20 protein-coding genes are annotated in these 19,422 nt (G+C 72.0%); 6 read left to right on the top strand and 14 right to left on the bottom strand.

Annotated features, from left to right (window positions below; translation table 11 throughout):
• Nucleotides 1-177: 177 nt before the first annotated feature.
• The 3 genes from ACFCZ1_RS24930 to ACFCZ1_RS24920 form a co-directional block, all read right to left on the bottom strand.
• On the bottom strand, nt 178-1,335 hold the full coding sequence (locus ACFCZ1_RS24930) for an ROK family transcriptional regulator (protein WP_376680474.1): 1,158 nt from the start codon (nt 1,333-1,335) through the stop codon (nt 178-180).
• A gap of 99 nt (nt 1,336-1,434) precedes the next feature.
• Nucleotides 1,435-2,085: a response regulator gene (locus tag ACFCZ1_RS24925; RefSeq protein WP_376680473.1), complete on the bottom strand. Its 651-nt coding sequence runs from the start codon at nt 2,083-2,085 to the stop codon at nt 1,435-1,437.
• Nucleotides 2,086-2,089: 4 nt separating this feature from the next.
• Nucleotides 2,090-3,268: a sensor histidine kinase gene (locus tag ACFCZ1_RS24920; RefSeq protein WP_376680472.1), complete on the bottom strand. Its 1,179-nt coding sequence runs from the start codon at nt 3,266-3,268 to the stop codon at nt 2,090-2,092.
• Nucleotides 3,269-3,376: 108 nt separating this feature from the next.
• Here ACFCZ1_RS24920 and ACFCZ1_RS24915 point away from each other — a divergent pair, with 108 nt between their 5' ends.
• From ACFCZ1_RS24915 to ACFCZ1_RS24905, 3 genes are read left to right on the top strand one after another with little or no spacing between them, the layout of a single operon-like run.
• Nucleotides 3,377-4,288 (top strand): ABC transporter ATP-binding protein, encoded by a 912-nt coding sequence (locus ACFCZ1_RS24915; protein ID WP_376680471.1) that lies wholly within the window; start codon nt 3,377-3,379, stop codon nt 4,286-4,288.
• Nucleotides 4,289-4,316: 28 nt separating this feature from the next.
• A complete protein-coding gene (locus ACFCZ1_RS24910) occupies nt 4,317-5,066 on the top strand; it encodes an ABC transporter permease (protein WP_376680470.1) in 750 nt (249 codons plus the stop codon).
• Between the two features lie 40 nt (nt 5,067-5,106).
• Entirely contained in the window at nt 5,107-5,544 is a 438-nt protein-coding gene (locus tag ACFCZ1_RS24905) for a hypothetical protein (protein ID WP_376680469.1), read from the top strand.
• A 19-nt stretch (nt 5,545-5,563) separates the two neighbouring features.
• On the opposite strand, the gene mug is transcribed toward ACFCZ1_RS24905, so the two are convergent.
• The 9 genes from mug to bioB all read right to left on the bottom strand — a co-directional run bounded on the left by mug (nt 5,564) and on the right by bioB (nt 15,720).
• Nucleotides 5,564-6,112, bottom strand: a complete 549-nt coding sequence (mug, locus tag ACFCZ1_RS24900; protein ID WP_376680533.1) for a G/U mismatch-specific DNA glycosylase — start codon at nt 6,110-6,112, stop codon at nt 5,564-5,566.
• Complete coding sequence (purB, locus tag ACFCZ1_RS24895) at nt 6,109-7,542, bottom strand: adenylosuccinate lyase (protein ID WP_030860702.1); 1,434 nt, start codon at nt 7,540-7,542, stop codon at nt 6,109-6,111. Before purB ends, mug begins: the two co-directional genes overlap by 4 nt.
• A 71-nt stretch (nt 7,543-7,613) precedes the next feature.
• On the bottom strand, nt 7,614-8,405 hold the full coding sequence (locus ACFCZ1_RS24890) for an SGNH/GDSL hydrolase family protein (RefSeq protein WP_376680468.1): 792 nt from the start codon (nt 8,403-8,405) through the stop codon (nt 7,614-7,616).
• Nucleotides 8,406-8,473: 68 nt separating this feature from the next.
• The gene (locus ACFCZ1_RS24885; RefSeq protein WP_376680467.1) at nt 8,474-9,493 is read right to left on the bottom strand and encodes a hemolysin family protein; all 1,020 of its coding nucleotides are present in this window, start codon (nt 9,491-9,493) and stop codon (nt 8,474-8,476) included.
• Entirely contained in the window at nt 9,490-10,941 is a 1,452-nt protein-coding gene (locus ACFCZ1_RS24880; RefSeq protein ID WP_376680466.1) for a hemolysin family protein, read from the bottom strand. The genes ACFCZ1_RS24885 and ACFCZ1_RS24880 overlap by 4 nt, the downstream gene beginning before the upstream one ends.
• Before the next feature lie 439 nt (nt 10,942-11,380).
• A complete protein-coding gene (locus ACFCZ1_RS24875; RefSeq protein WP_376680465.1) occupies nt 11,381-12,049 on the bottom strand; it encodes a class I SAM-dependent methyltransferase in 669 nt (222 codons plus the stop codon).
• Between the two features lie 327 nt (nt 12,050-12,376).
• Nucleotides 12,377-13,138, bottom strand: coding sequence for a dethiobiotin synthase (gene bioD / locus ACFCZ1_RS24870; RefSeq protein WP_376680464.1), 762 nt, complete (start codon nt 13,136-13,138; stop codon nt 12,377-12,379).
• A gap of 10 nt (nt 13,139-13,148) precedes the next feature.
• Nucleotides 13,149-14,471: an adenosylmethionine--8-amino-7-oxononanoate transaminase gene (locus tag ACFCZ1_RS24865; RefSeq protein WP_376680463.1), complete on the bottom strand. Its 1,323-nt coding sequence runs from the start codon at nt 14,469-14,471 to the stop codon at nt 13,149-13,151.
• Nucleotides 14,464-15,720: a biotin synthase BioB gene (bioB, locus tag ACFCZ1_RS24860; protein WP_376680462.1), complete on the bottom strand. Its 1,257-nt coding sequence runs from the start codon at nt 15,718-15,720 to the stop codon at nt 14,464-14,466. Before bioB ends, ACFCZ1_RS24865 begins: the two co-directional genes overlap by 8 nt.
• Before the next feature lie 156 nt (nt 15,721-15,876).
• Between bioB and ACFCZ1_RS24855 the strand changes: the two genes are divergently transcribed.
• Nucleotides 15,877-17,049 (top strand): 8-amino-7-oxononanoate synthase, encoded by a 1,173-nt coding sequence (locus tag ACFCZ1_RS24855; protein WP_376680461.1) that lies wholly within the window; start codon nt 15,877-15,879, stop codon nt 17,047-17,049.
• Nucleotides 17,050-17,055: 6 nt separating this feature from the next.
• Here the strand turns inward: ACFCZ1_RS24855 and ACFCZ1_RS24850 are convergent, their stop codons facing one another.
• Together ACFCZ1_RS24850 and ACFCZ1_RS24845 are read right to left on the bottom strand one after the other, a co-directional pair.
• Nucleotides 17,056-17,277, bottom strand: coding sequence for a DUF397 domain-containing protein (locus ACFCZ1_RS24850; RefSeq protein ID WP_376680460.1), 222 nt, complete (start codon nt 17,275-17,277; stop codon nt 17,056-17,058).
• 12 nt (nt 17,278-17,289) lie between these two features.
• Nucleotides 17,290-18,174 (bottom strand): helix-turn-helix domain-containing protein, encoded by an 885-nt coding sequence (locus tag ACFCZ1_RS24845; protein WP_376680459.1) that lies wholly within the window; start codon nt 18,172-18,174, stop codon nt 17,290-17,292.
• Nucleotides 18,175-18,371: 197 nt separating this feature from the next.
• Between ACFCZ1_RS24845 and ACFCZ1_RS24840 the strand changes: the two genes are divergently transcribed.
• A complete protein-coding gene (locus tag ACFCZ1_RS24840; RefSeq protein ID WP_376680458.1) occupies nt 18,372-18,821 on the top strand; it encodes an ATP-binding protein in 450 nt (149 codons plus the stop codon).
• Nucleotides 18,822-19,118: 297 nt separating this feature from the next.
• Nucleotides 19,119-19,421 (top strand): urease subunit gamma, encoded by a 303-nt coding sequence (locus ACFCZ1_RS24835; protein WP_376680457.1) that lies wholly within the window; start codon nt 19,119-19,121, stop codon nt 19,419-19,421.
• Nucleotide 19,422 lies beyond the last annotated feature (1 nt).

Here is a 19,422-nt window from a genome sequence, read left to right as displayed (position 1 = left end):
CGCACGGACTGGTTCCCGACCGGCAGCGCTGGGTTCGGGGACTGTCCGGCCGGATCGGCGGCGGCGGCGCCGCTGCTCGGCCCGTCCGGCGACCACTCCCGCCGTTCCGAACGTCCTGTGCGGCGCCTTCCGAGGCGCCGCACAGTCATGTCATGCGTGGCATGTCATGACAGGGCGTCAGCGGCGGCGGGCCGTGACCGTCTTCTCCACCGCGAAGAGCTCTTCCTCCACCTGGTCCAGCGCGAGCCGCAGCGCGCCGGTGGCCACCGCGGCCTCACCGAGCAGGGACAGGGCGACCCTCGGCGGGCGCAAGCAGTAGCGCTCCAGCTCCTGGCGCAGGGGGTCCAGGACCCCGTCCAGGCCGGCGGCCCAGCCGCCGACGACGACCAGCTCCGGATCCATCGCCAGGACCAGCGCCGCCACGTCGTGCACCAGCCGCTGGATGAACCGCTCCACGGCGGCCACCGCCTGCTCGTCGCCCCGCCGGGCCATCGCGAACACCTCGGCCACGGCCGGCTCGTCCAGCGGATGCAGCGGTTCACCGGTGGTGGAGAGCAGTTTCTCGGGGGTGGCCTCCCGGCCCAGCAGATGCAGTGCGCCGATCTCGCCGGCCGCCCCTCCGAAGCCCCGGTGCAGTCGGCCGCCGATCAGCGAGCCCGCGCCCGGGCTGAGCCCCGCCATCACGAACACCATGTCGTCGGTGTCCCGCGCGGCGCCCTTCCAGTGCTCGGCGACCGCCGCCGCGTTGGCGTCGTTCTCCACCTGCACCGGGCAGCGGAACGAGCGCCGCAGCCGCTCCCCGAGCGGCAGCCCGGTCCAGCCGGGCAGCGCCGTGCCGAGGCGGACCGTCCCGTCCGCCTCCACGATGCCGGGGCTGCCGACCCCGACCGCCCGCAGGGAGTCCCGTGGCACGCCGGCCCGGCGCAGCAGGTCCGCTACCGCCGCCCGTACCCGCTCCAGTCGTTCGTCGGCCGAGGCCGTCTCGGCGACGTCCTTGGTACCGGCGCCGATGATCCGGCCGTCCAGCCCGGACAGCAGTACGGCGATCCGGTGCGAGCCGATCTCGATGCCCAGCAGGTGTCCCGCTTCGGCCCGGAACCTGAACCTGCGCGCGGGGCGCCCCTGTCGTCGCGCGCCCTCTTCGGCATCGGCCTCGACGACGAGTCCGGTTCCCATGAGCCCCTCGACGACACCCTCGACGGTCGGCCGGGAGAGCCCGGTCACCCGTGTGAGGTCGGTGAGGGTCGGCGATTGGGCAGCGCGCAGTGCGCGGAGCACCACGGCTGAATTGATCCGCCGGAGCAGAGAAGGGTCCCCGCCGGTCAGCTGCCCCAACGTGTGTCCTCCCAGCTGGCGAGCCTGTCAGCCGGATCGTACTGCCCACCCGCCGGGCCGGCGAGAAGCAGCCCCCCATCGGCCGGAATCAGCCCTCCCTCAGGCCGGGGCGACGAACCCCGACTCGTACGCCGTGATCACCGCCTGGGTCCGGTCCCGTGCCCCCAGCTTCGTCAGGACCGCGCTGACATGAGACTTCACCGTCTCGACACCGATGATCAACTCGCGCGCGATCTCCACGTTGGTCAGACCCCGAGCCATGAGCCGCAGCACCGATTCCTCCCGCTCGGTCAGGGCCGCCTGCTCCAGGGCCGCCCTGGCCTGCCGGTTGCCGTACTGCGCGGCCAGGGCCCGCACCGCCGCCGGGAAGAGCAGCGTCTCGCCCTCCGCCACCAGCCGCACCGCGTGCACGATCTCCGAGGGCCGCGCCCGCTTGAGCAGGAACCCGTCCGCACCGGCGCGCAGCGCCTCGTAGACGTACTCGTCGTTCTCGAACGTGGTCACCACGAGGATCTTCGGCGGGGAGTCCACCGTCCGCAGGACCGCCCGGGTCGCCTCGATCCCGTCGAGCAGCGGCATCCGCACGTCCATCGCCACCACGTCGGGCCGCAGTTGCCGCACGAGAGGGACGACCGAGGCCCCGTCGGCCGCCTCACCCACCACTTCGATGTCGGGCTGGGCATCCAGGACGGCGCGCAGACCCGCGCGCACCAGGGGTTCGTCATCGACGAGCAGTACGGTAACCGGCATCCGGTCAGCGTATTCGCTCCAGCGGAAGCCGCGCGCGCACCCTCCAACTGCCCTCGTGCGGACCGGTCTCGGCCTCGCCTCCCAGTAGCGCGGCACGCTCCCGCATACCGCGCAGGCCGTTGCCCGTGCCCGCCATCAGCGCGGGACCGTCAGGCAGCGGATTGACGACCTCCAGATCCAGCCGCCCCACCGCCGCCTCGATCCGCACCCGGACCGGAACCGGGCCGCAGTGCCGCAACACATTGGTCAGCGCCTCCTGCAGAATCCGGTACCCCTCGCGCGTGACCGGGCCGGGCAACTGTTCCAGCGGACCGGAAAGTTCGGCGTCGACCGCGGATCCGGAGGCCCGTGCCGAGTTCAGCAGCCGGTCCGCGTCAGCCAGGGTGGGCCGCTGAGACGGCGGCTGGGCGGACTCCCGGAGCACCAGCAGCACCCGTTCCAGATCCTCCAGCGCGGCCCGTCCGGTCTCTTCGATCGCGGACAGGGCACGGTCGGTGAACTCCGGGTTCCCCGCCGCCCTGGCCGCCCCCGCCTGGATCACCGCGACGGTGAGCGCGTGACCGATGGAGTCGTGCAACTCCCTCGCGATCCGCGTCCTTTCCAGCAGCTGTTGAGTACGTGCCTCCAGCGCGGTGAGCCGCTCCGCAGCCGAGGGGCCCAGCAGTTTGGCGGCGACCGCCGTGACGGCTTCGCCGAGCAGGACCACCACGGCCAGCAGCAGGAGCAGTGGTACGGGCACGAGCAGGAGGGCGGCCCAGCGGGGTGGGATGAAGGGCAGGATCACATCGTCCCCGCCCAGGGATTTCCCGGCCCCGACGAGGACGAGCTCAAGCGTGATGACCGGGAGCCACACGGTGGCCATCAGCGCCACCCCCGCGAGCAGGAGGCGTATCTCCAGCCAGGCGACCGTTCGCCAGCGGTCCCCCCAACGAGCCGACGGCGCGGTGCTGATGGACCCGTCGTGCTCGCCGCGCTCGTGCGGGGTCAGCAGGAACTGGGCCTGCAGCCCCTCGGCCAGCCGCACCCAGGGGACGAGCCCGAACGGGGCGACGATCAGAGCGGGCATCCAAGGCCAGGCCGGCTCTATGAAGAGCCAGATGGACACGATCAGGATCGGGACCAGCAGATGCAGCCAGCGGGTGTACGTGACCCCGCGGAGGGGCGCACGGAGCAGTCGGTACATGTCTTCATCCTGGCAGTCGGAGCCCTGCCGCCGTCTCCCCCACGCGAGGGAGACGAACCCCCCACGTGGGGGAGGGAACGGGGTGGGTCCGGCGGCGAGTCTTGAGGCATGAACAGCATCGAGATCCGAGAACTGACCAGGGAATACGGCTCCACCCGTGCCGTGGACCACCTCACCTTCGACGTTCTGCCCGGGCGGGTCACCGGCTTCCTGGGCCCCAACGGCGCCGGCAAGTCCACGACGATGCGCCTGCTGCTGGGCCTGGACCGGCCGACGTCCGGGACTGCCACCATCGGCGGGCGGCGCTACACCGGCTTCACCGACCCGTTGCACCGGGTGGGCGCGCTCCTGGACCCGCAGTCGATCCACGGCGGTCGCACCGCCCGGGACCACTTGCGCTTCCTGGCGGCCACCAACCGGATCCGGATGCGCCGGGTGGAAGAGGTGCTGGAACAAACCGGGATGGCCTCGGCTGCCAAGCGCCGGGTCAAGAAGTTCTCGCTGGGCATGCGCCAGCGGCTCGGCATCGCCGCAGCGCTGCTGGGAGATCCCGGCGTCCTGCTGCTGGACGAGCCGACCAACGGTCTCGACCCCGAAGGCATCATCTGGATCCGCGAGCTGATGCGCTCACTCGCCGCCGAAGGACGGACCGTGCTGGTCTCCAGCCACCTCATGTCCGAGACCGCCGCTCTGGCCGACCACCTCGTCGTGCTGGGCCGGGGCAGGCTGCTGGCCGACACCTCGATGGAGGAGTTCATCGACGCCCGGAGCACCCCCCGGGTACGGGTCCGCACCTCGGACCCGGCACGGCTGCGGACCGCCCTCGCCAGGGAGGGCTTCGAGCTGCTGAGCGCCGACGGCGGGCGCTGGACCGTCGAGGGCATACAGGCGGAGCAGCTCGGTGCCATGGCCGCCCGGGAAGGCATCCCCGTGCTGGAGCTCTCGGACGAGCGCGCCTCGCTGGAGCAGGCGTACCTCGATCTCACCTCCGACCACGCCCAGTTCGCCGCGACCCACTGACCGACCCCACTTTCCAGGAGGCCGCGCCATGAGCGCCGTTCTGCCCACCATCCCCGTCCTGCACTCGGAATGGATCAAGATCCGGTCTCTCCGGGGCACCCTCGGGGCGTTCATATCCGTCCTGGTCGCCACCGCGGGGATCCAGACGCTCACGGCCGCACTGATAGGAACGGCCGAGGAGGGCAGCATGGGAGACGACCCGCTGCTCGCCGCCTTCTACGGACTCAACTTCGGGCAGATAGCCGCCATCGCCTTCGGCGCGAGCGCCTTCTCCGCCGAGTTCCACAACGGAGGCCTGCGCACGAGCCTCGCAGCCGTTCCCGACCGCACTCGGTTCTATCTGTCGAAGATCTCGATGGTCGGCGGACTCGCCCTCCTCATCGGCCAGATCACCGGTCTCCTGACCTTCCTGGGAGGCCAGGTGTTCATGGGCTCGTACGCCCTCGAACTGGGCGCCACGGGCACCGTACGGGCGGTTGTCGGGTGCGGCCTCTACCTGACCCTGATGACGCTGTTCGCAGCCGGTCTGACGGCTGTGCTGCGCAGCGGAACGGCTGTGCTGAGCATCCTCATACCGTTCGTCCTGCTGGTCTCCTTCGTGGTCGACGGTGCGGCGAGCGGCATCGGTCAGTACATGCCGGACCGCGCCGGACAGATGGCGCTGCGGCTCGAGCCGCACGGCGACCTCGGACCGTGGACCGGGCTGGGCGTGATGGCGCTCTGGACGCTCGTCACCCTGGTCCTCGGGTGGATCGCGATACGGCGACGGGACGCGTGACGCCGGGCCAGTTGTCAGTGGGGGTCGGGATACTGACGGTATGACCACGGCAGAGCACCTCGACACGATCGACCGGCTCAGGGCGAAGGAGTTCCCGCCCGAGCCGGACCGGTCCAGCGGGCAGAGCAGCGGCCCGGGTTACCACCTCGTCCGGCTGAGCCGGACGCGGGACTTCTGGGACGACGACGGATCAGGTCGGGCCGAGGCGGCCGACCAGATCGCGGCCGAGTACGGAGCGCTCACCCAGGCTCTGGCCGGCCGGTGGGGGGAACAGCAGGTCTTCAGCGTCGGATCGCTGCTGGACCGGGGGTTTGACGGGGAGGAGATACCGAAGCCGTGGGACGAGGTGAGCAACACCTCCGACCACGTGCACCTGTGGCGGGCCGAGGAGCAGTGGCTGGTGGCCTATGTGGCGCAGTGGGGCAGCGAGGACCCCTACCTGCTGATGGCAGGGGTCACGGTGATAGACCCGCCGTGAGGCGTGTCCGGTCACAGCATTAGGGGCCGTCGGGAGGCTCTGCGGCCGCGCGGAGGCGGGCGTACTCCTGAGCCATGGACTCGGCGGTCCAGTGGGCGTTGAGTCCGCTGGGGTTGGGGAGGGCCCAGACGCGGGTCGAGCCGATGGTCCGGGCCTGGGGTCCGATCCGGGCCTTGGGTTCGCCGAAGGCGGTGCGGTAAGCAGTGACGCCGACGACCGCCAGCCACTGGGGGCGCAGCAGTTCCACCTTGGCGGTCAGGATGCGGCCGCCCTCGCGGAACTCCTCGGCGCTGAGCTCGTCGGCGCGTGCCGTGGCGCGGGCCACGACGTTGGTGATGCCGAGACGATAGGTCAGCAGCTCGTCCTGCTCCGCCGGGGCCAGGCGCCGCGGGGTGAAGCCCGACAAGTGCAGGACGGGCCAGAAACGGTTGCCGGGGCGGGCGAAGTGGTGGCCCGTGGCGGCGGAGAGGAGACCTGGGTTGATGCCGCAGAAGAGCACACGCAGACCGCCCGCGACCACGTCCGGGAGGACGCGGTCGCGGGCGGCGTTCAGCTCGTCGGGGGTCAGAGGATCGACCCCGGCGTGTACCCGGCGGCCTCCGGGTGCTGCTTGGCGATCGCCTCGATCCGCGAGACCACCGCCGCGACCTGGTCCCCCGCGGCGCCGGTGAAGGACAGCTTGTCGGCCATGAGGGCGTCGAGCTGGGCCCGGTCCAGCGGCATCCGCTCGTCGGCGGCCAGCTTGTCCAGCAGCTCGTTGCGCTCGGCGCCCTGCTCGCGCATCGCGAGGGCGGAGGCCACCGCGTGCTCCTTGATGACCTCGTGGGCGGCCTCGCGGCCCACTCCGGCCCGCACCGCGCCCATCAGGACCTTGGTGGTCGCGAGGAACGGCAGGTAGCGGTCCAGCTCGCGGGCGACGACCGCCGGGAAGGCGCCGAATTCGTCCAGGACCGTCAGGAAGGTCTCCAGCAGGCCGTCGAAGGCGAAGAAGGCGTCCGGCAGGGCCACGCGGCGGACCACGGAGCAGGAGACGTCGCCCTCGTTCCACTGGTCGCCGGCCAGCTCGCCGGTCATCGAGGCGTAGCCGCGCAGGATGACCATCAGGCCGTTCACGCGCTCGCAGGAGCGGGTGTTCATCTTGTGCGGCATCGCGGAGGAGCCGACCTGGCCGGGCTTGAAGCCCTCGGTGACCAGCTCGTGGCCGGCCATCAGGCGGATGGTCTTCGCGATCGACGACGGGGCGGCGGCCAGCTGCACCAGGGCGGTGACCACGTCGTAGTCGAGCGAGCGCGGGTAGACCTGGCCGACCGAGGTGAAGGCCTGGGCGAAGCCGAGGTGGGCGGCGATGCGCTGCTCCAGGTCGGCGAGCTTGGCCGCATCGCCGCCGAGCAGGTCGAGCATGTCCTGGGCGGTGCCGACCGGGCCCTTGATGCCGCGCAGCGGGTAGCGGCCCAGCAGGTCCTCGAGGCGGTCGTAGGCGACGAGCAGCTCGTCGGCCGCGGTCGCGAAGCGCTTGCCCAGCGTGGTCGCCTGCGCGGCGACGTTGTGGGAGCGGCCGGCCATCACCAGCTCGGCGTGCTCACCCGCCAGCTTGCCGAGGCGGGCCAGGACGGCGACCGTGCGGTCCCGGGCCAGCTCCAGAGAGAGCCGGATCTGCAGCTGCTCGACGTTCTCGGTGAGGTCGCGGGAGGTCATGCCCTTGTGGACGTGCTCGTGACCGGCGAGGGCGTTGAACTCCTCGATACGGGCCTTCACGTCGTGCCGGGTGACCTTCTCGCGCTCGGCGATGGAGGCCAGGTCGACCGTCTCGAGGACACGCTCGTAGTCGGCGAGGGCAGCGTCGGGGACCTCGATGCCGAGGTCCTTCTGGGCGCGGAGCACGGCGAGCCACAGCCGCCGCTCCAGCGTCACCTTGTACTCGGGGGACCACAGGACGGCGAGCTCCGCGGAGGCGTAGCGGCCGGCCAGGACATTGGGGATGCGGGGCTTGGCAGTCACGTGGAGGGATTCTACTTGGGCGGACGCTGTGCGTTTACGCAGGTAGGGACCCCCGCCCCGATTGTGTCTTGCTACGAGAGCCGATCGCCCGCGACCGGCGCGTACGGGAGCAGCTCCGGACGCTTGGCCGGGCGGCCGTCGCCGGAGGAGCGGCCCGTCAGCCGGCGGCCGACCCAGGGGAGCAGGTGCCGGCGGGCGAAGCTCAGGTCCTGGGACCGGCGTACCGCCCAGCCAGGGGGGACCGTGGCGGGCAGTTCGGTGCGCCAGTCCTGCTCCGCGGGCAGGCCCAGGGTCTGCCAGACGGCCTCCGCCACCCGGCGGTGGCCTTCGGCAGTGAGGTGCAGCCGGTCCACGTCCCACATCCGGGGGTCGGCGAGCGCCGGGGCCCCGTACAGGTCCACCACCAGGGCTCCGTGCCGTGCGGCGAGTTCCTCGAGGATGCCGAAGAGCTCTTCCATCCGGGGCCGGAAACGGTCCATCACCGGCCCGTTGCGTCCCGGGGAGCGCATCAGGACGAGGTGCTTGCACGAGGGGGCGAGCAGTTCCACGGCCGTCTCCAGGTGGCCCCGGACCCGGCCCATGTCCACCTTGGGGCGCAGTGCGTCGTTCAGGCCCCCGACCAGGGTCACCACGTCGGCGCCCATCGCCGCGGCCGCCGGAGCCTGCTCCTCGGCGATCTGCCCGATGAGCTTCCCGCGGACCGCGAGGTTCGCGTAGCGGAAACCCGGCTCGCGCGCCGCGAGGCGGGCGGCCAGCAGGTCGGCCCAGCCCCGGTAGGAGCCGTTCGGGAGCAGGTCGGACATGCCCTCGGTGAAGGAGTCGCCGACCGCGACAAAGCTGGTGTAAGACGCATTCATGTCCATGGCGGGAGCGATGTTACCGCGTGGTACCCCGGCCCCGCAGGGCCGGGGACCGAGGCGGTTCCGGCGCACTACGGGGAGGCCGGCCGCCCGAACAGCTCGCGCAGTACGTCCTCCATCGTCACCAGGCCCGTCATGGCGCCGTCCGGCCCCAGCACCGCGGCCAGGTGCGTACGGCTGCGCCGCATGGCGGTCAGTACGTCGTCCAGCGGGGTCTCGGCCCGTACCTGGGCGATCAGCCGCAGTGCCGACACCGGGAACGGCTCGTTCCGCGCCTCTGCGTCGAGGGCGTCCTTGACGTGCAGGTAGCCCAGGATCCGGTGCTGGCCGTCGACCACCGGGAACCGCGAGTACCCGGTCTCGGCCGAGAGCCGCTCCAGTCCGGCCGGAGTGATGCCCTCCTGGGCGGAGACCACCCGCTCCGCCGGCAGCACCACATCGGTGACCGGTCGGCGGCCCAGCTCCAGGGCGTCGTGCAGCCGCTCGCTCGCCCGGTCGTCGAGGAGCCCCGCCTTACTGGAGTCCTTGACCATGCGCGCCAGCTCGTCGTCCGAGAAGGTCGCCGCCACCTCGTCCTTCACTTCCACCCGCAGCAGGCGCAGCAGGGCGTTGGCGAAGGCGTTGATCGCGAAGATCACCGGACGCAGCGCGCGCGTCACGGTCACCAGCGGAGGCCCCAGCGTCAGCGCGGTGCGCACCGGCTCGGACAGGGCCACGTTCTTCGGCACCATCTCGCCGAAGAGCATGTGCAGGTACGTCGCCAGGGCCAGGGCCACGACGAAGGAGATCACGTGTGTCAGGGCGGCCGGCACCCCCAAGAGGTCGAACAGAGGGGTCAGCAGGTGCGCGATCGCCGGTTCGGCAACCACGCCCAGCACCAGGGTGCACAACGTGATGCCGAGCTGGGCCGCCGCCATCATGGCCGATACGTGCTCCAGCCCCCACAGGACCGCGCGGGCCCGCCGGTCGCCCTGTTCGGCGTACGGCTCGATCTGACTGCGCCGGACGGAGATCAGCGCGAACTCCGCGCCGACGAAGAAGGCGTTGACGAGCAGGGTCGCCAGGCCGATCAGCAACTGGACGGCGGTCATCGGTCCCCCTCCCCGTCCTTGCGCTTGCGCTTGTCCCTGCGTTTGTCGCCGTGCTTGTCGCCCTGCTTGTCGCCGTGCCTGTCCTTGTGCTTCTCCCTGCCCCCGGGCTCGTACCCGCGGGTGTCCCCGCCGTCGTCGCCGGTCTCGGCGGGCATGTGCAGCAGCACGCGCGCGGCCCGCCGCCCGCCGGCGTCCACCACCTCCAGCTGCCAGCCGTCCAGCTCCAGGCTGTCGCCGACGGCCGGGATGCGGCCCAGTTCGGTCGCTATCAGGCCGGCCAGGGTCTCGTACGGGCCGTCCGGCACGCGCAGTCCGATCCGCTGGAGCTGGTCGGTGCGCGCGGCGCCGTCGGCCGCGTACAGGCGGCGTCCGGAGTCGTCCGTACCGGCCGGGGCCAGGTCCGGGGTCTCGTGCGGGTCGTGCTCGTCACGGACCTCGCCGACGACCTCCTCGACGATGTCCTCCAAGGTGGCCACACCGGCCGTGCCGCCGTACTCGTCGATGACCACGGCCATGGTCTGCTTCCCGGACAGCCGGTCCAGCAGCCGGTCCACGGTCAGGGACTCCGGTACTAGGAGGGGGTCGCGCAGCAGCTGCGACACCGGGGTATGCCGCCGGGCCTCGGCGGACAGGGCCAGCACGTCCTTGATGTGGACGGTGCCGACCACGGAGTCGAGACTGCCCCGGTAGACCGGGAAGCGGGACAGGCCGGTGGCCAGCGTCGCGTTCGCCACGTCCTCCGCGGTCGTCTGCACGTCGAGGGCGGTGACCTGGACGCGCGGGGTCATGACGTTCTCCGCGGTCAGGTCGGCGAGGTTCAGGGTCCGCACGAACAGTTCGGCGGTGTCCTTCTCCAGCGCGCCCGCCTTCGCCGAGTGCCGTGCGAGGGCGACCAGCTCCTGCGGGGTGCGCGCGGAGGCCAGCTCCTCGGCCGGCTCCATGCCGAAGCGGCGGACCGTGTGGTTCGCGGTGGTGTTGAGATGGCTGATCAGGGGCCGGAAGGCCCGGCTGAAGAGCCGCTGCATCGTCGCCACGCGTTTGGCAATGGCCAGCGGGGAGGAGATCGCCCAGTTCTTGGGCACCAGCTCGCCGATGACCATCAGGACGACGGTCGACACGACGGTGCCGAGGACCAGCGCGGTGGAGGAGGCCGCGGCGGCCGACATTCCCATGGATTCGAACGGGCCCTGGAGGAGGGCGGCGATCGACGGCTTGCTGATCATGCCGATGACCAGGCCGGTCACGGTGATGCCGAGCTGGGCGCCGGAAAGCTGGAACGTGAGGGTCCGGACGGCCGCCAGGGCACTCTCGGCCCCCGGTTCGCCCCGGGCGACGGCCCGTTCGAGCTCGCTCCGCTCGACGGTGGTCAACGAGAACTCGGCCGCGACGAAGACCCCGCAGGCAAGGCAGAGCAGCAGCGCCACGACGAGCAGGAGCACCTCGGTCATCGGTCGATCACCTCCGTCCCATGATCGGCCAGGACGCGGGGCATCGCGCGGTGTCGCGAGCGGGAGGAGGGGGATCGTCGTGGACCGGGAGGCTCGCCCATGGGCGGACGCTCACACCTTTCAATCAGGAGGACTCTTTCCTCACATGGTAAAGGACGGGCAAAGAGAACGGATCATTCTTTTGGCGGAGCGTGGCCGGACATGACGGGAGCCGGCCGTGAACGCCGCGAGGCAACGAGTATCGGCGACGATCCCGCGGGGGTCGAGCGCCTCCACGCGCGCGACCGCAGGCACTGCTGCTCGCGGACGGCGCGGGGGCACGGGGAGGTGAGGGCGGTGCGGGGAGGCGCGAGCGCTCGGCCGGAGCGGGCGAGCGGGCCCATCTGATGGGGGGTGAGGCCGGGTACGGCTCGGAGGCGCAGCGGATGCGCGCGTGGGGTCAGGCCACTCGGCGGGCCGACCCGATGACGCAGTAGGAGGTGGGGAAGGCCGGGCCGCGCACGGGCAGCCGGAAACTGCGCTGCGAGACGATCCGGAAACCGGCCGCCTCGACCGCGGCGAGCGGATCGCGGGCGGTGTGGCAGCCGCCGAACAGGAAGGGCCAGACGGTACGGTCCAACGCGCGCTGGACGGCGGCCATGCCGGGGCCGGGGGCCAGGCCGTGCTCGAAGAAGCGCAGCTCCGCGTCGGGACGGAGCACTCGGTGCAGCTCGGCGAGGGAACGGGGCAGGTCCCGCACGGTGCACAGCACCAGTGAGGCGACGGCGGCGTCGAAGGCCTCGCTCTTGACCGGGAGGGCCTCGGCCGCGCCGGGCACGATGTCCACGGGAACTTCGGCGCGCAGGGCGGCCAGGGCCGCGCGGCGGCGGAGGGTGCGCTCCGGCTCGACGGCGACGACCTCGGAGACCGCGCGGGGGTAGTGCGCGAAGTTCAGGCCGTTCCCCGCGCCGATCTCGATGACGCGGCCGGTCACTCCGTGGAGGAGCTCGGTGCGGAGGGCGGCGATGCCGTGGGTTTCGGCGGTCGCGCTGGCGCGGGCGTAGACGCGGGCGAAGAGGGGGTGGTGGACGGGGTCGCGGGGCGGAGCGGTGCGGCGGCGCGGCAGCATGGCGGACCTCCGGGACAGGGGGTGGCGTACGTAGCCGTACCTCCAGCGTGCCCTGTCCGCTCGCGCTCACCCGTCCGGCGCGGGTGCGGCGCCGTTGCCGGGGCTCCGCCCCCGGCCCCGTGCCTCGGGCGTCGGCGGGGCCGGGTGGTGTGGCCGGCGTGCCGGGTGTGCCGTCCGTTGCCTGGACTCCGTCCCGGGTTCCGTGCCTCGGGCGTCGGCGGGGCCGGGGTGATGTGGCCGGGTGCCGGGTGCCGGGTGCCGGGTGCCGGTGGTGATCGGGGTGCCGGGTGCGGCGCCGTTGCTGGGTTCCGCCCCGGGTCCCGTGCGTCAGGCTTCGGAAGGGATGGGTGGCGCCGCCGGGGTGAAGGGGGGCGGGGACCAGGTGGACAGGAAGGGGGCGGGGGACCAGGTGCCCGCGAGGCCGGGGGAGAGCCAGGTCGGGGCCGCGGTGCGGAAGTCGGACGGCGGGAGGGTGCCCGAGCCTGCCGGGACCGCGCCCAGCAGGGGGAGGCCCGAGGACTTCGGGAGGTCCGCCAGGTTGCAGCGGGCGGCCAGGTCCGGGACCTTCGGCCAGCTGCCGATCACCACGCCCAGCGCGGTCAGGTCCCGAGCCCGCAGGGCTTCCGCCGACAGGACGGTGGAGTTGAGGGTGCCCAGCCCGGCCGGGGCGACGAGCAGGGTCGGAGCGCCGAGCAGGCGGGCCGCGTCGGCCAGGGTGTGGCCCTCCTCGTCGAAGCGGACGAGCAGCCCGCCCGCGCCCTCCACCAGGACCAGGTCGTGGGAGAGGGCGAGCCGGTTCGCCGCCTCCGCGACCGCGGCCGGGGAGACCGTGGGCAGGCCCGCGCGGCGCGCGGCCGTGTCCGGGGCCAACGGCTCCGGATAGCGGGCCAGTTCCACGGCCGTGACGGAGGGACCGGCCAGCCGGACCACCTCCGCCGCGTCCCCCGGTTCGGCCGGGCCCACGCCCGTCTGGGCGGGTTTGAGCACCGCCACCGAGCGGCCGGCCGCCACCGCGGCGGCCGCGATCGCCGCCGTGACGACGGTCTTGCCGATCTCCGTGCCCGTGCCGGACACGATCACTACGGACATGTCGGTCTTCTCAGCCTTCCTGTGCCGCCGCGACCACCGCGCGGCAGATCCGGGCCACATCGGTGTCGCCCGTGACGAACGGCGGCATCACGTAGATCAGGTCCCGGAAGGGCCGCACCCATACGCCCTCGCGCACCGCCGCCCTGGTGGCGGCCGCCACGTCGACCTCGTGGTCCAGCTGCACCACGCCGATCGCGCCGAGGACCCGTACGTCCCGCACGCCGGGCAGCCCGGCCGCGGCCGCCAGGCCGTCACGCAGGCCCGCCTCGATCCGCTTGACCTCGGTCGCCCAGTCCTGGCCGAGCAGCAGCTCGACCGAGGCCAGCGCCACCGCCGTCGCCAGGGGGTTGCCCATGAAGGTCGGCCCGTGCGCCAGCACCGGCACCTCGCCCCGGGAGATGCCGTCGGCGACCCGGGCCGTGCACAGGGTCGCCGCCAGCGTGAGGTAACCGCCCGTCAGCGACTTGCCCAGGCACATCACGTCCGGGGTGATCCCCACGTGGTCCGCGGCGAAGAGCGCTCCGGTGCGGCCGAAGCCCGTCGCGATCTCGTCCAGGATGAGGAGCACGCCGTACTCGTCGCACAACTCGCGCAGCACCCGCAGGTAGCCCGGGTTGTGGAAGCGTATGCCGCCCGCACCCTGTACCACCGGCTCCACGATGACGGCGGCCAGCTCGTCGGCGTGCGCGGCGATCAGGGAGCGCAGGTGGCCGGCGTACTCCGGGTCCACCGGGGCGTCGAAGCCGCCGGGCGGCGCGTCCGCGAAGACCTGCCGCGGCAGGTGACCCTGCCACAGCTCGTGCATGCCGCCCTGGGGGTCGCAGACGGCCATGGGCTGCCAGGTGTCCCCGTGGTAGCCGCCGCGCCAGGTCAGCAGCCGGGTCTTGCCCGTCCGCCCCAGCGAACGCCAGTACTGCAGGCACATCTTGACCGCGACCTCGACGGACACCGAGCCCGAGTCGGAGAGGAAGACGTGCTCCAGTCCCGGCGGGGTGATCTCGACGAGCTTCGCGGCGAGCCGGACGGCGGGCTCATGGGTGAGCCCGCCGAACATCACGTGTGACATGCGGCCCAGCTGCGTGGTCGCGGCTTCGTTCAGTACCGGGTGGTTGTAGCCGTGGATCGCCGACCACCAGGAGGACATGCCGTCGACCAGCTCGTCGTGGCCCTGTCCCTGGGACGGGTCGGCGAGCCGCAGCCGTACCCCCGAGGCGGAGGCGATGACCAGCGGCTCCTGCCGTCCGGGCATCGGGCCGTACGGGTGCCAGACGTGCTGCCGGTCCAGCGCGAGCAGTTCCGCGCCGGACGGCAGGGGCTGGATCTGATCAGGCATTGGGGGCGATGTCCGTCCCCGCGCCGCGGCGGCGCACCGCCACCAGGTCCGAGCGGACCTCGCCGGCATCCGCCTGCGCCGCTGCGGGCGCCGGCTGCGCGTGACCGGAGCAACCGCCGCAGGCCGAGCCGCAGCCGGCCTCCCCGGCGGAGCCGTCGGAGCCCGCGGACCCGGCCGAACCACAGACCGAGGCGGCGCCGCCGTGTGAACCGCAGCCTCCGCCGGTGGCCGCGGCCGCCGCGTCGGAGCGGTGCGCGGGGAGGGTCGACGTACCGGCGCCCTCCACCTCGAAACCGGCGTCCGCGATCATGTCGAGGTCGACCTGGCCGGCCTGGCCCTCACTGGTGAGGTAGTCACCGAGGAAGATCGAGTTCACGATGTGCAGGGCCAGCGGCTGCATCGAGCGCAGGTGCACCTCGCGGCCGCCCGCGAGCCGGACCTCGACGTCGGGGCAGACGAAGCGCACCATCGCGAGGATCCGCAGGGCGCGCTGCGGGGTGAGGTTCCACTCCTTGGCGAGCGGGGTGCCCTCGAACGGGATCAGGAAGTTGACCGGCACCGAGTCCGAGTCCAGCTCGCGCAGCGAGTAGACGACGTCGACGAGGTCCTCGTCGCTCTCGCCCATGCCCGCGATCAGACCGGAGCAGGCCGACAGGCCGGCGGCGTGCGCCTTTTGCACCGTGTCGACCCGGTCCGCGTAGGTGTGGGTCTTGGTGATCTGGCCGTACGTGGCCTCGGAGGTGTTGAGGTTGTGGTTGTACGCGTCCGCGCCCGCGTCGCGCAGCCGCTCGGCCTGGCCGTCGGAGAGCAGACCCAGGCAGGCGCAGACCTCGACGCCCTCGTTCTGCTCCTTGATCGCGGCGATCGTCTTTCCGACGCGGTCCACGTCCCGGTCCGTCGGCCCGCGGCCGCTCGCGACCAGGCAGACCCGCTTCGCGCCGCCCGCGACACCGGCGGCCGCCGCCTGGGAGGCCTCCTCCGGCTTCAGCCACGTGTACTTGAGGATCTCGGCCTTGGAGCCCAGTCGCTGGGAACAGTAGGAGCAGTCCTCCGGGCAGAGGCCCGACTTCAGGTTGACCAGGTAGTTCAGCTTCACCCGCCGCCCGAACCACTGGCGGCGCACCTTGCCGGCCGCGGCCACCACGTCGAGCAGTTCGTCGTCGGAAGTCGCCAGTACGGCGAGCGCTTCTTCGCGGGTCGGCAGCTCGCGCCGCAGCCCCTTGTCCACCAGGGTGTTCAGCAGGTCCATGAATCCGATCCTGTCCCACACGACCACTCCCGGCCAAGGAGAGATCGCACAACATGGCCGGATGGGTGTGTGTGTATCGCCACACCTGGCGCAGGAGTCACGGCCGCTAGGGTCAGGCAGGTCTGTGGACTGCCGACAAAACACGAGGACCTGCCGATGCCCCAGCACACTCCCGATCCCGTGGATGTCTTCTCCTGGATCGATGCCGCGGAGAGCGCCCGTGAACAGGCCGGACTGGTCCGTACACTGCGCCCGCGACCGGAGTCGTCGCCGCTGCTGGACCTCGCGAGCAACGACTACCTCGATCTGACCCGGCACCCCGAGACCATCCGGGGCGCACGGGACGCGGCCGGGCGGTGGGGAGGCGGGGCCACCGGTTCCCGCCTCGTGACGGGCACGACCGAGCTCCACGCGGAGCTCGAGCGGGAACTCGCCGCCTTCTGCGGATTCGAGGCCGCGCTCGTCCTGTCCTCCGGGTACGCGGCCAACCTCGCCGCGGTGACCGCGCTCAGCGACCGGGGCACGCTGGTCGTCTCCGACGCCGGGAACCACGCCTCGATCGTCGACGGCTGCCGCCTCTCGCGCGCCGAGACCGCGGTGATCCCGCACTCCGACCCGGACGCCGCGCGCAAGACGCTCGCCGCGCACCAGGGCCGGGCGCTGCTGGTCACCGACTCGGTGTTCTCCGTGGACGGGGACGCCGCACCGCTGGCCGGCTACGCCGCCGCCTGCCGGGACGAGGGCGCGGCCCTGGTCGTGGACGACGCGCACGGCCTGGGAGTGCTGGGGGAGGGCGGCCGCGGCGCGCTGCACGCCGCGGGACTCGCGGGCGCGCCCGGCGTGGTCGCCACCCTCACCCTCTCGAAGTCGATGGGCAGCCAGGGCGGCGCCGTACTCGGCCCGGCCAAGGTGATCCGGCACCTGATCAACACGGCGCGGACCTTCATCTTCGACACCGGGCTGGCCCCGGCCGCCGCGGGCGCGGCGCTGGCGAGCCTGCGCCTGCTCCAGCGGGAACCGGAACGCGCCGCCCGCGCCCGCGAGGTGGCCGCCCAGCTGTACGAGCGGCTCACCGCGTCCGGCCTGACCGCGGCCCGGCCGGACGCGGCCGTGGTGTCGGTACGGGCCCCGTCGGCTCCGGCGGCACTGCGCTGGGCCGCCGACTGCCGCGAGGGGGGTCTGTCCGTGGGGTGCTTCCGGCCGCCGTCGGTGCCGGACGGCATTTCCCGGCTGAGGCTGACCGCACGGGCCGATCTCACGGGGGACGAGATCGACCGGGCTGTCGGGACGATCCTTGCCACCGCACCCGCCGGAGCCACGGACCGGTAGGCGGAGTTACGGGAGCAGGTCCGCCCGGACGGTGGCGAGGAAGCCGTCCCAGGCCGGCCCGGTGAAGAGCACGGCCGGGCCGTCCGTCCGCTTGGAGTCGCGGACGGCCAGCAGGCCGCCGCCGAGGACGGCCGCTTCCACGCAGTTGTTCATTCCGGTACTGCGGCTGCTCCGCCGCCATCGCGCGCTGATCAGAAGTCCGCTGGTGGATAAGGGGAATGCGGACACGGGGGTGCCTCCTTACGCGTCGTCAGCAAGTGAGCTGATGAGATCCGACGAGTCCTGGGGCGGGAGGGCGTGCGCCTGAATGACACGGAACGCGGCGCTGTACGCCTCGAGGTCTTCCTTCCGCTCCAGATAGAGGCTACTCGTCAAATGGTCGAGTACCACCACATCCAGATCGGCGATGTTCGGAAATGAGAAGATGACGAACGGACCGGTGAGGCCGAGATGGCCCCCCACGCTGAACGGCAGTACCTGCAACCGAACTTGGGGCAGCCGCGCCACCTGCACCAGGTGTCTCAGCTGCTCCGCCATCACCCCGGGCCCGCCGATCTGCCGACGCAGCACCGCCTCGTCCAGTACGGCGCTCAGTTCCAGCGGCGGATCGGCCCGCAGCACCGCCTGCCGTGCGAGCCGTACGTCGACCAGCGCGTCCACCTTCGGCTCCGGCAGCCCGCCCAGAGCGGCCCGCGTCACCGCCCGGGCGTAGTCCGGTGTCTGCAACAGCCCGGGAACCACGGACAGTTCCACCGTGCGCGCCGCCCGGGCGCCCGCCTCCAGGCTGATGAAGTCCCGGTACTCCTGCGGCAGCAGCCCCCGGTAGTCGTGCCACCACTGGCGGCCCCGACCGGTGTCGGCCCCCGGGCCCGGGCCGGCCGCCGAGGCCGACAGCGCCTCCAGCAGCGCGCGCTGCTCCGGGCTCACGACCTCCCCGTAGGCGTCGAGGAGCCGGAGGATGTCCTCCGGCTTGACCCCGCTGCGCCCCGTCTCGATGCGGCTGATCTTCGACTGGTGCCATCCCATGATCCGGGCCGCCTCACCACTGGTGAGACCGGTCCGGTCACGCAGCGCACGCAGTTCCTCGCCGAGCTTGCGCCGACGCACCGCGGGACCGTGCTGCACACCCGCCTCCTTCCACCGGCACAGCTCGCACCAGTCTGCCGTCCAAATACGCTCTTCCGTAGCAGAGTTCACCGCATTGAGCGACAGATATATGCATATCTTGGGGGATCGGCACAAACGGCGTCACGATGGGTGGCACTCTGGCGTCCAGCGCAGATCCGGGGCGGCTCGACCCCGGTGGGAAAGGGACCGTCGTCATGGCAGACCACCAGGAAGCATCCGTCACTCTGCCGAGCGATCCCGCCTCGGTCGCCGCCGCCCGCCGCTACGTCGCGGAGGTGCTGGGTGAATGGGGACTGCCCGACGACACCGAGACCGCGGACAGCGTCCGGCTGATCGTCTCGGAGCTCGCCACCAACGCCGTGCAGCACACGTTCGGCCAGTCGCCCACCTTCACCGTCGACGTCCGGCTGGAGCGCGAGGAATGGCTGCGCGTCGGTGTGACCGACAGTCACCCGCGCTGGCCCAGGCGACTCCCGGCGGCCGTACAGCAGGACAACGGCCGGGGCATGGTCATCATCCGCTGGCTCACCGCGGAAGCGGGCGGCAGGCTCTCCGTCACCCCCACCGAGGACGGGGGCAAGACGGTCTGGATCGCGCTGCCCTGGACGGTCGGGGCCCCGGCCGGGAGCATCACGGGCCACTGAGTTCCGCGGCCGCAGCCGTATACGGAACCGGTGTCCGGGGGTCCCCGGGCCGAAGCGGGTGCCTTTCCGAAACGTGGGTTAACGCAACGGAAAAGGGCGGCGCCTAGCGTGGCGCCACGTCCGTCTGCCAATGACCACCCATGATCCGGTAAAGCGGTGGTGGTCGGGACGGAAAGCCTTTCTCTGCGTTGGGCAAGACACGCTTGGCTCGGATATGCGCAGGTCAACAAAGTGTTGACGGCCAATAGGGTCGCCCCGGCGCACTGTTGATCTTGTCCCGGAAACTTGGTGATACCTGTGCAACTGACACCGCATGAGCAAGAGAAACTGCTCATCCACGTGGCGGCCGACGTGGCCGAGAGGCGAAGGGCGCGAGGGGTGCGCCTCAACCACCCCGAGGCGATCGCCCTGATCACCTCGCACATCCTCGAAGGCGCCCGCGACGGGAGGACCGTGGCCGAGCTCATGGCCTCCGGCCGCACCGTGCTCGGCCGCGGGGACGTCATGGAGGGGATCCCCGAGATGATCCACGACGTCCAGGTCGAGGCCACGTTCCCCGACGGCACCAAACTCGTCACCGTCCACGACCCGATCGTCTGAA

This window comes from Streptomyces sp. NPDC056224 (assembly GCF_042267665.1).
Classification (GTDB): domain Bacteria; phylum Actinomycetota; class Actinomycetes; order Streptomycetales; family Streptomycetaceae; genus Streptomyces.
This window is presented reverse-complemented; position numbering and strand designations above follow the sequence as displayed.

Coding starts and splice junctions, on each gene's coding strand:
- ACFCZ1_RS24925 (WP_376680473.1), bottom strand. CDS start 2,085: ATGCCGGTTACCGTACTGCTCGTCGATGACGAACCCCTGGTGCGCGCG.
- ACFCZ1_RS24920 (WP_376680472.1), bottom strand. CDS start 3,268: ATGTACCGACTGCTCCGTGCGCCCCTCCGCGGGGTCACGTACACCCGC.
- ACFCZ1_RS24915 (WP_376680471.1), top strand. CDS start 3,377: ATGAACAGCATCGAGATCCGAGAACTGACCAGGGAATACGGCTCCACC.
- ACFCZ1_RS24910 (WP_376680470.1), top strand. CDS start 4,317: ATGAGCGCCGTTCTGCCCACCATCCCCGTCCTGCACTCGGAATGGATC.
- ACFCZ1_RS24905 (WP_376680469.1), top strand. CDS start 5,107: ATGACCACGGCAGAGCACCTCGACACGATCGACCGGCTCAGGGCGAAG.
- ACFCZ1_RS24890 (WP_376680468.1), bottom strand. CDS start 8,405: ATGGACATGAATGCGTCTTACACCAGCTTTGTCGCGGTCGGCGACTCC.
- ACFCZ1_RS24885 (WP_376680467.1), bottom strand. CDS start 9,493: ATGACCGCCGTCCAGTTGCTGATCGGCCTGGCGACCCTGCTCGTCAAC.
- ACFCZ1_RS24880 (WP_376680466.1), bottom strand. CDS start 10,941: ATGACCGAGGTGCTCCTGCTCGTCGTGGCGCTGCTGCTCTGCCTTGCC.
- ACFCZ1_RS24875 (WP_376680465.1), bottom strand. CDS start 12,049: ATGCTGCCGCGCCGCCGCACCGCTCCGCCCCGCGACCCCGTCCACCAC.
- bioD (WP_376680464.1), bottom strand. CDS start 13,138: ATGTCCGTAGTGATCGTGTCCGGCACGGGCACGGAGATCGGCAAGACC.
- ACFCZ1_RS24865 (WP_376680463.1), bottom strand. CDS start 14,471: ATGCCTGATCAGATCCAGCCCCTGCCGTCCGGCGCGGAACTGCTCGCG.
- bioB (WP_376680462.1), bottom strand. CDS start 15,720: ATGGACCTGCTGAACACCCTGGTGGACAAGGGGCTGCGGCGCGAGCTG.
- ACFCZ1_RS24855 (WP_376680461.1), top strand. CDS start 15,877: ATGCCCCAGCACACTCCCGATCCCGTGGATGTCTTCTCCTGGATCGAT.
- ACFCZ1_RS24840 (WP_376680458.1), top strand. CDS start 18,372: ATGGCAGACCACCAGGAAGCATCCGTCACTCTGCCGAGCGATCCCGCC.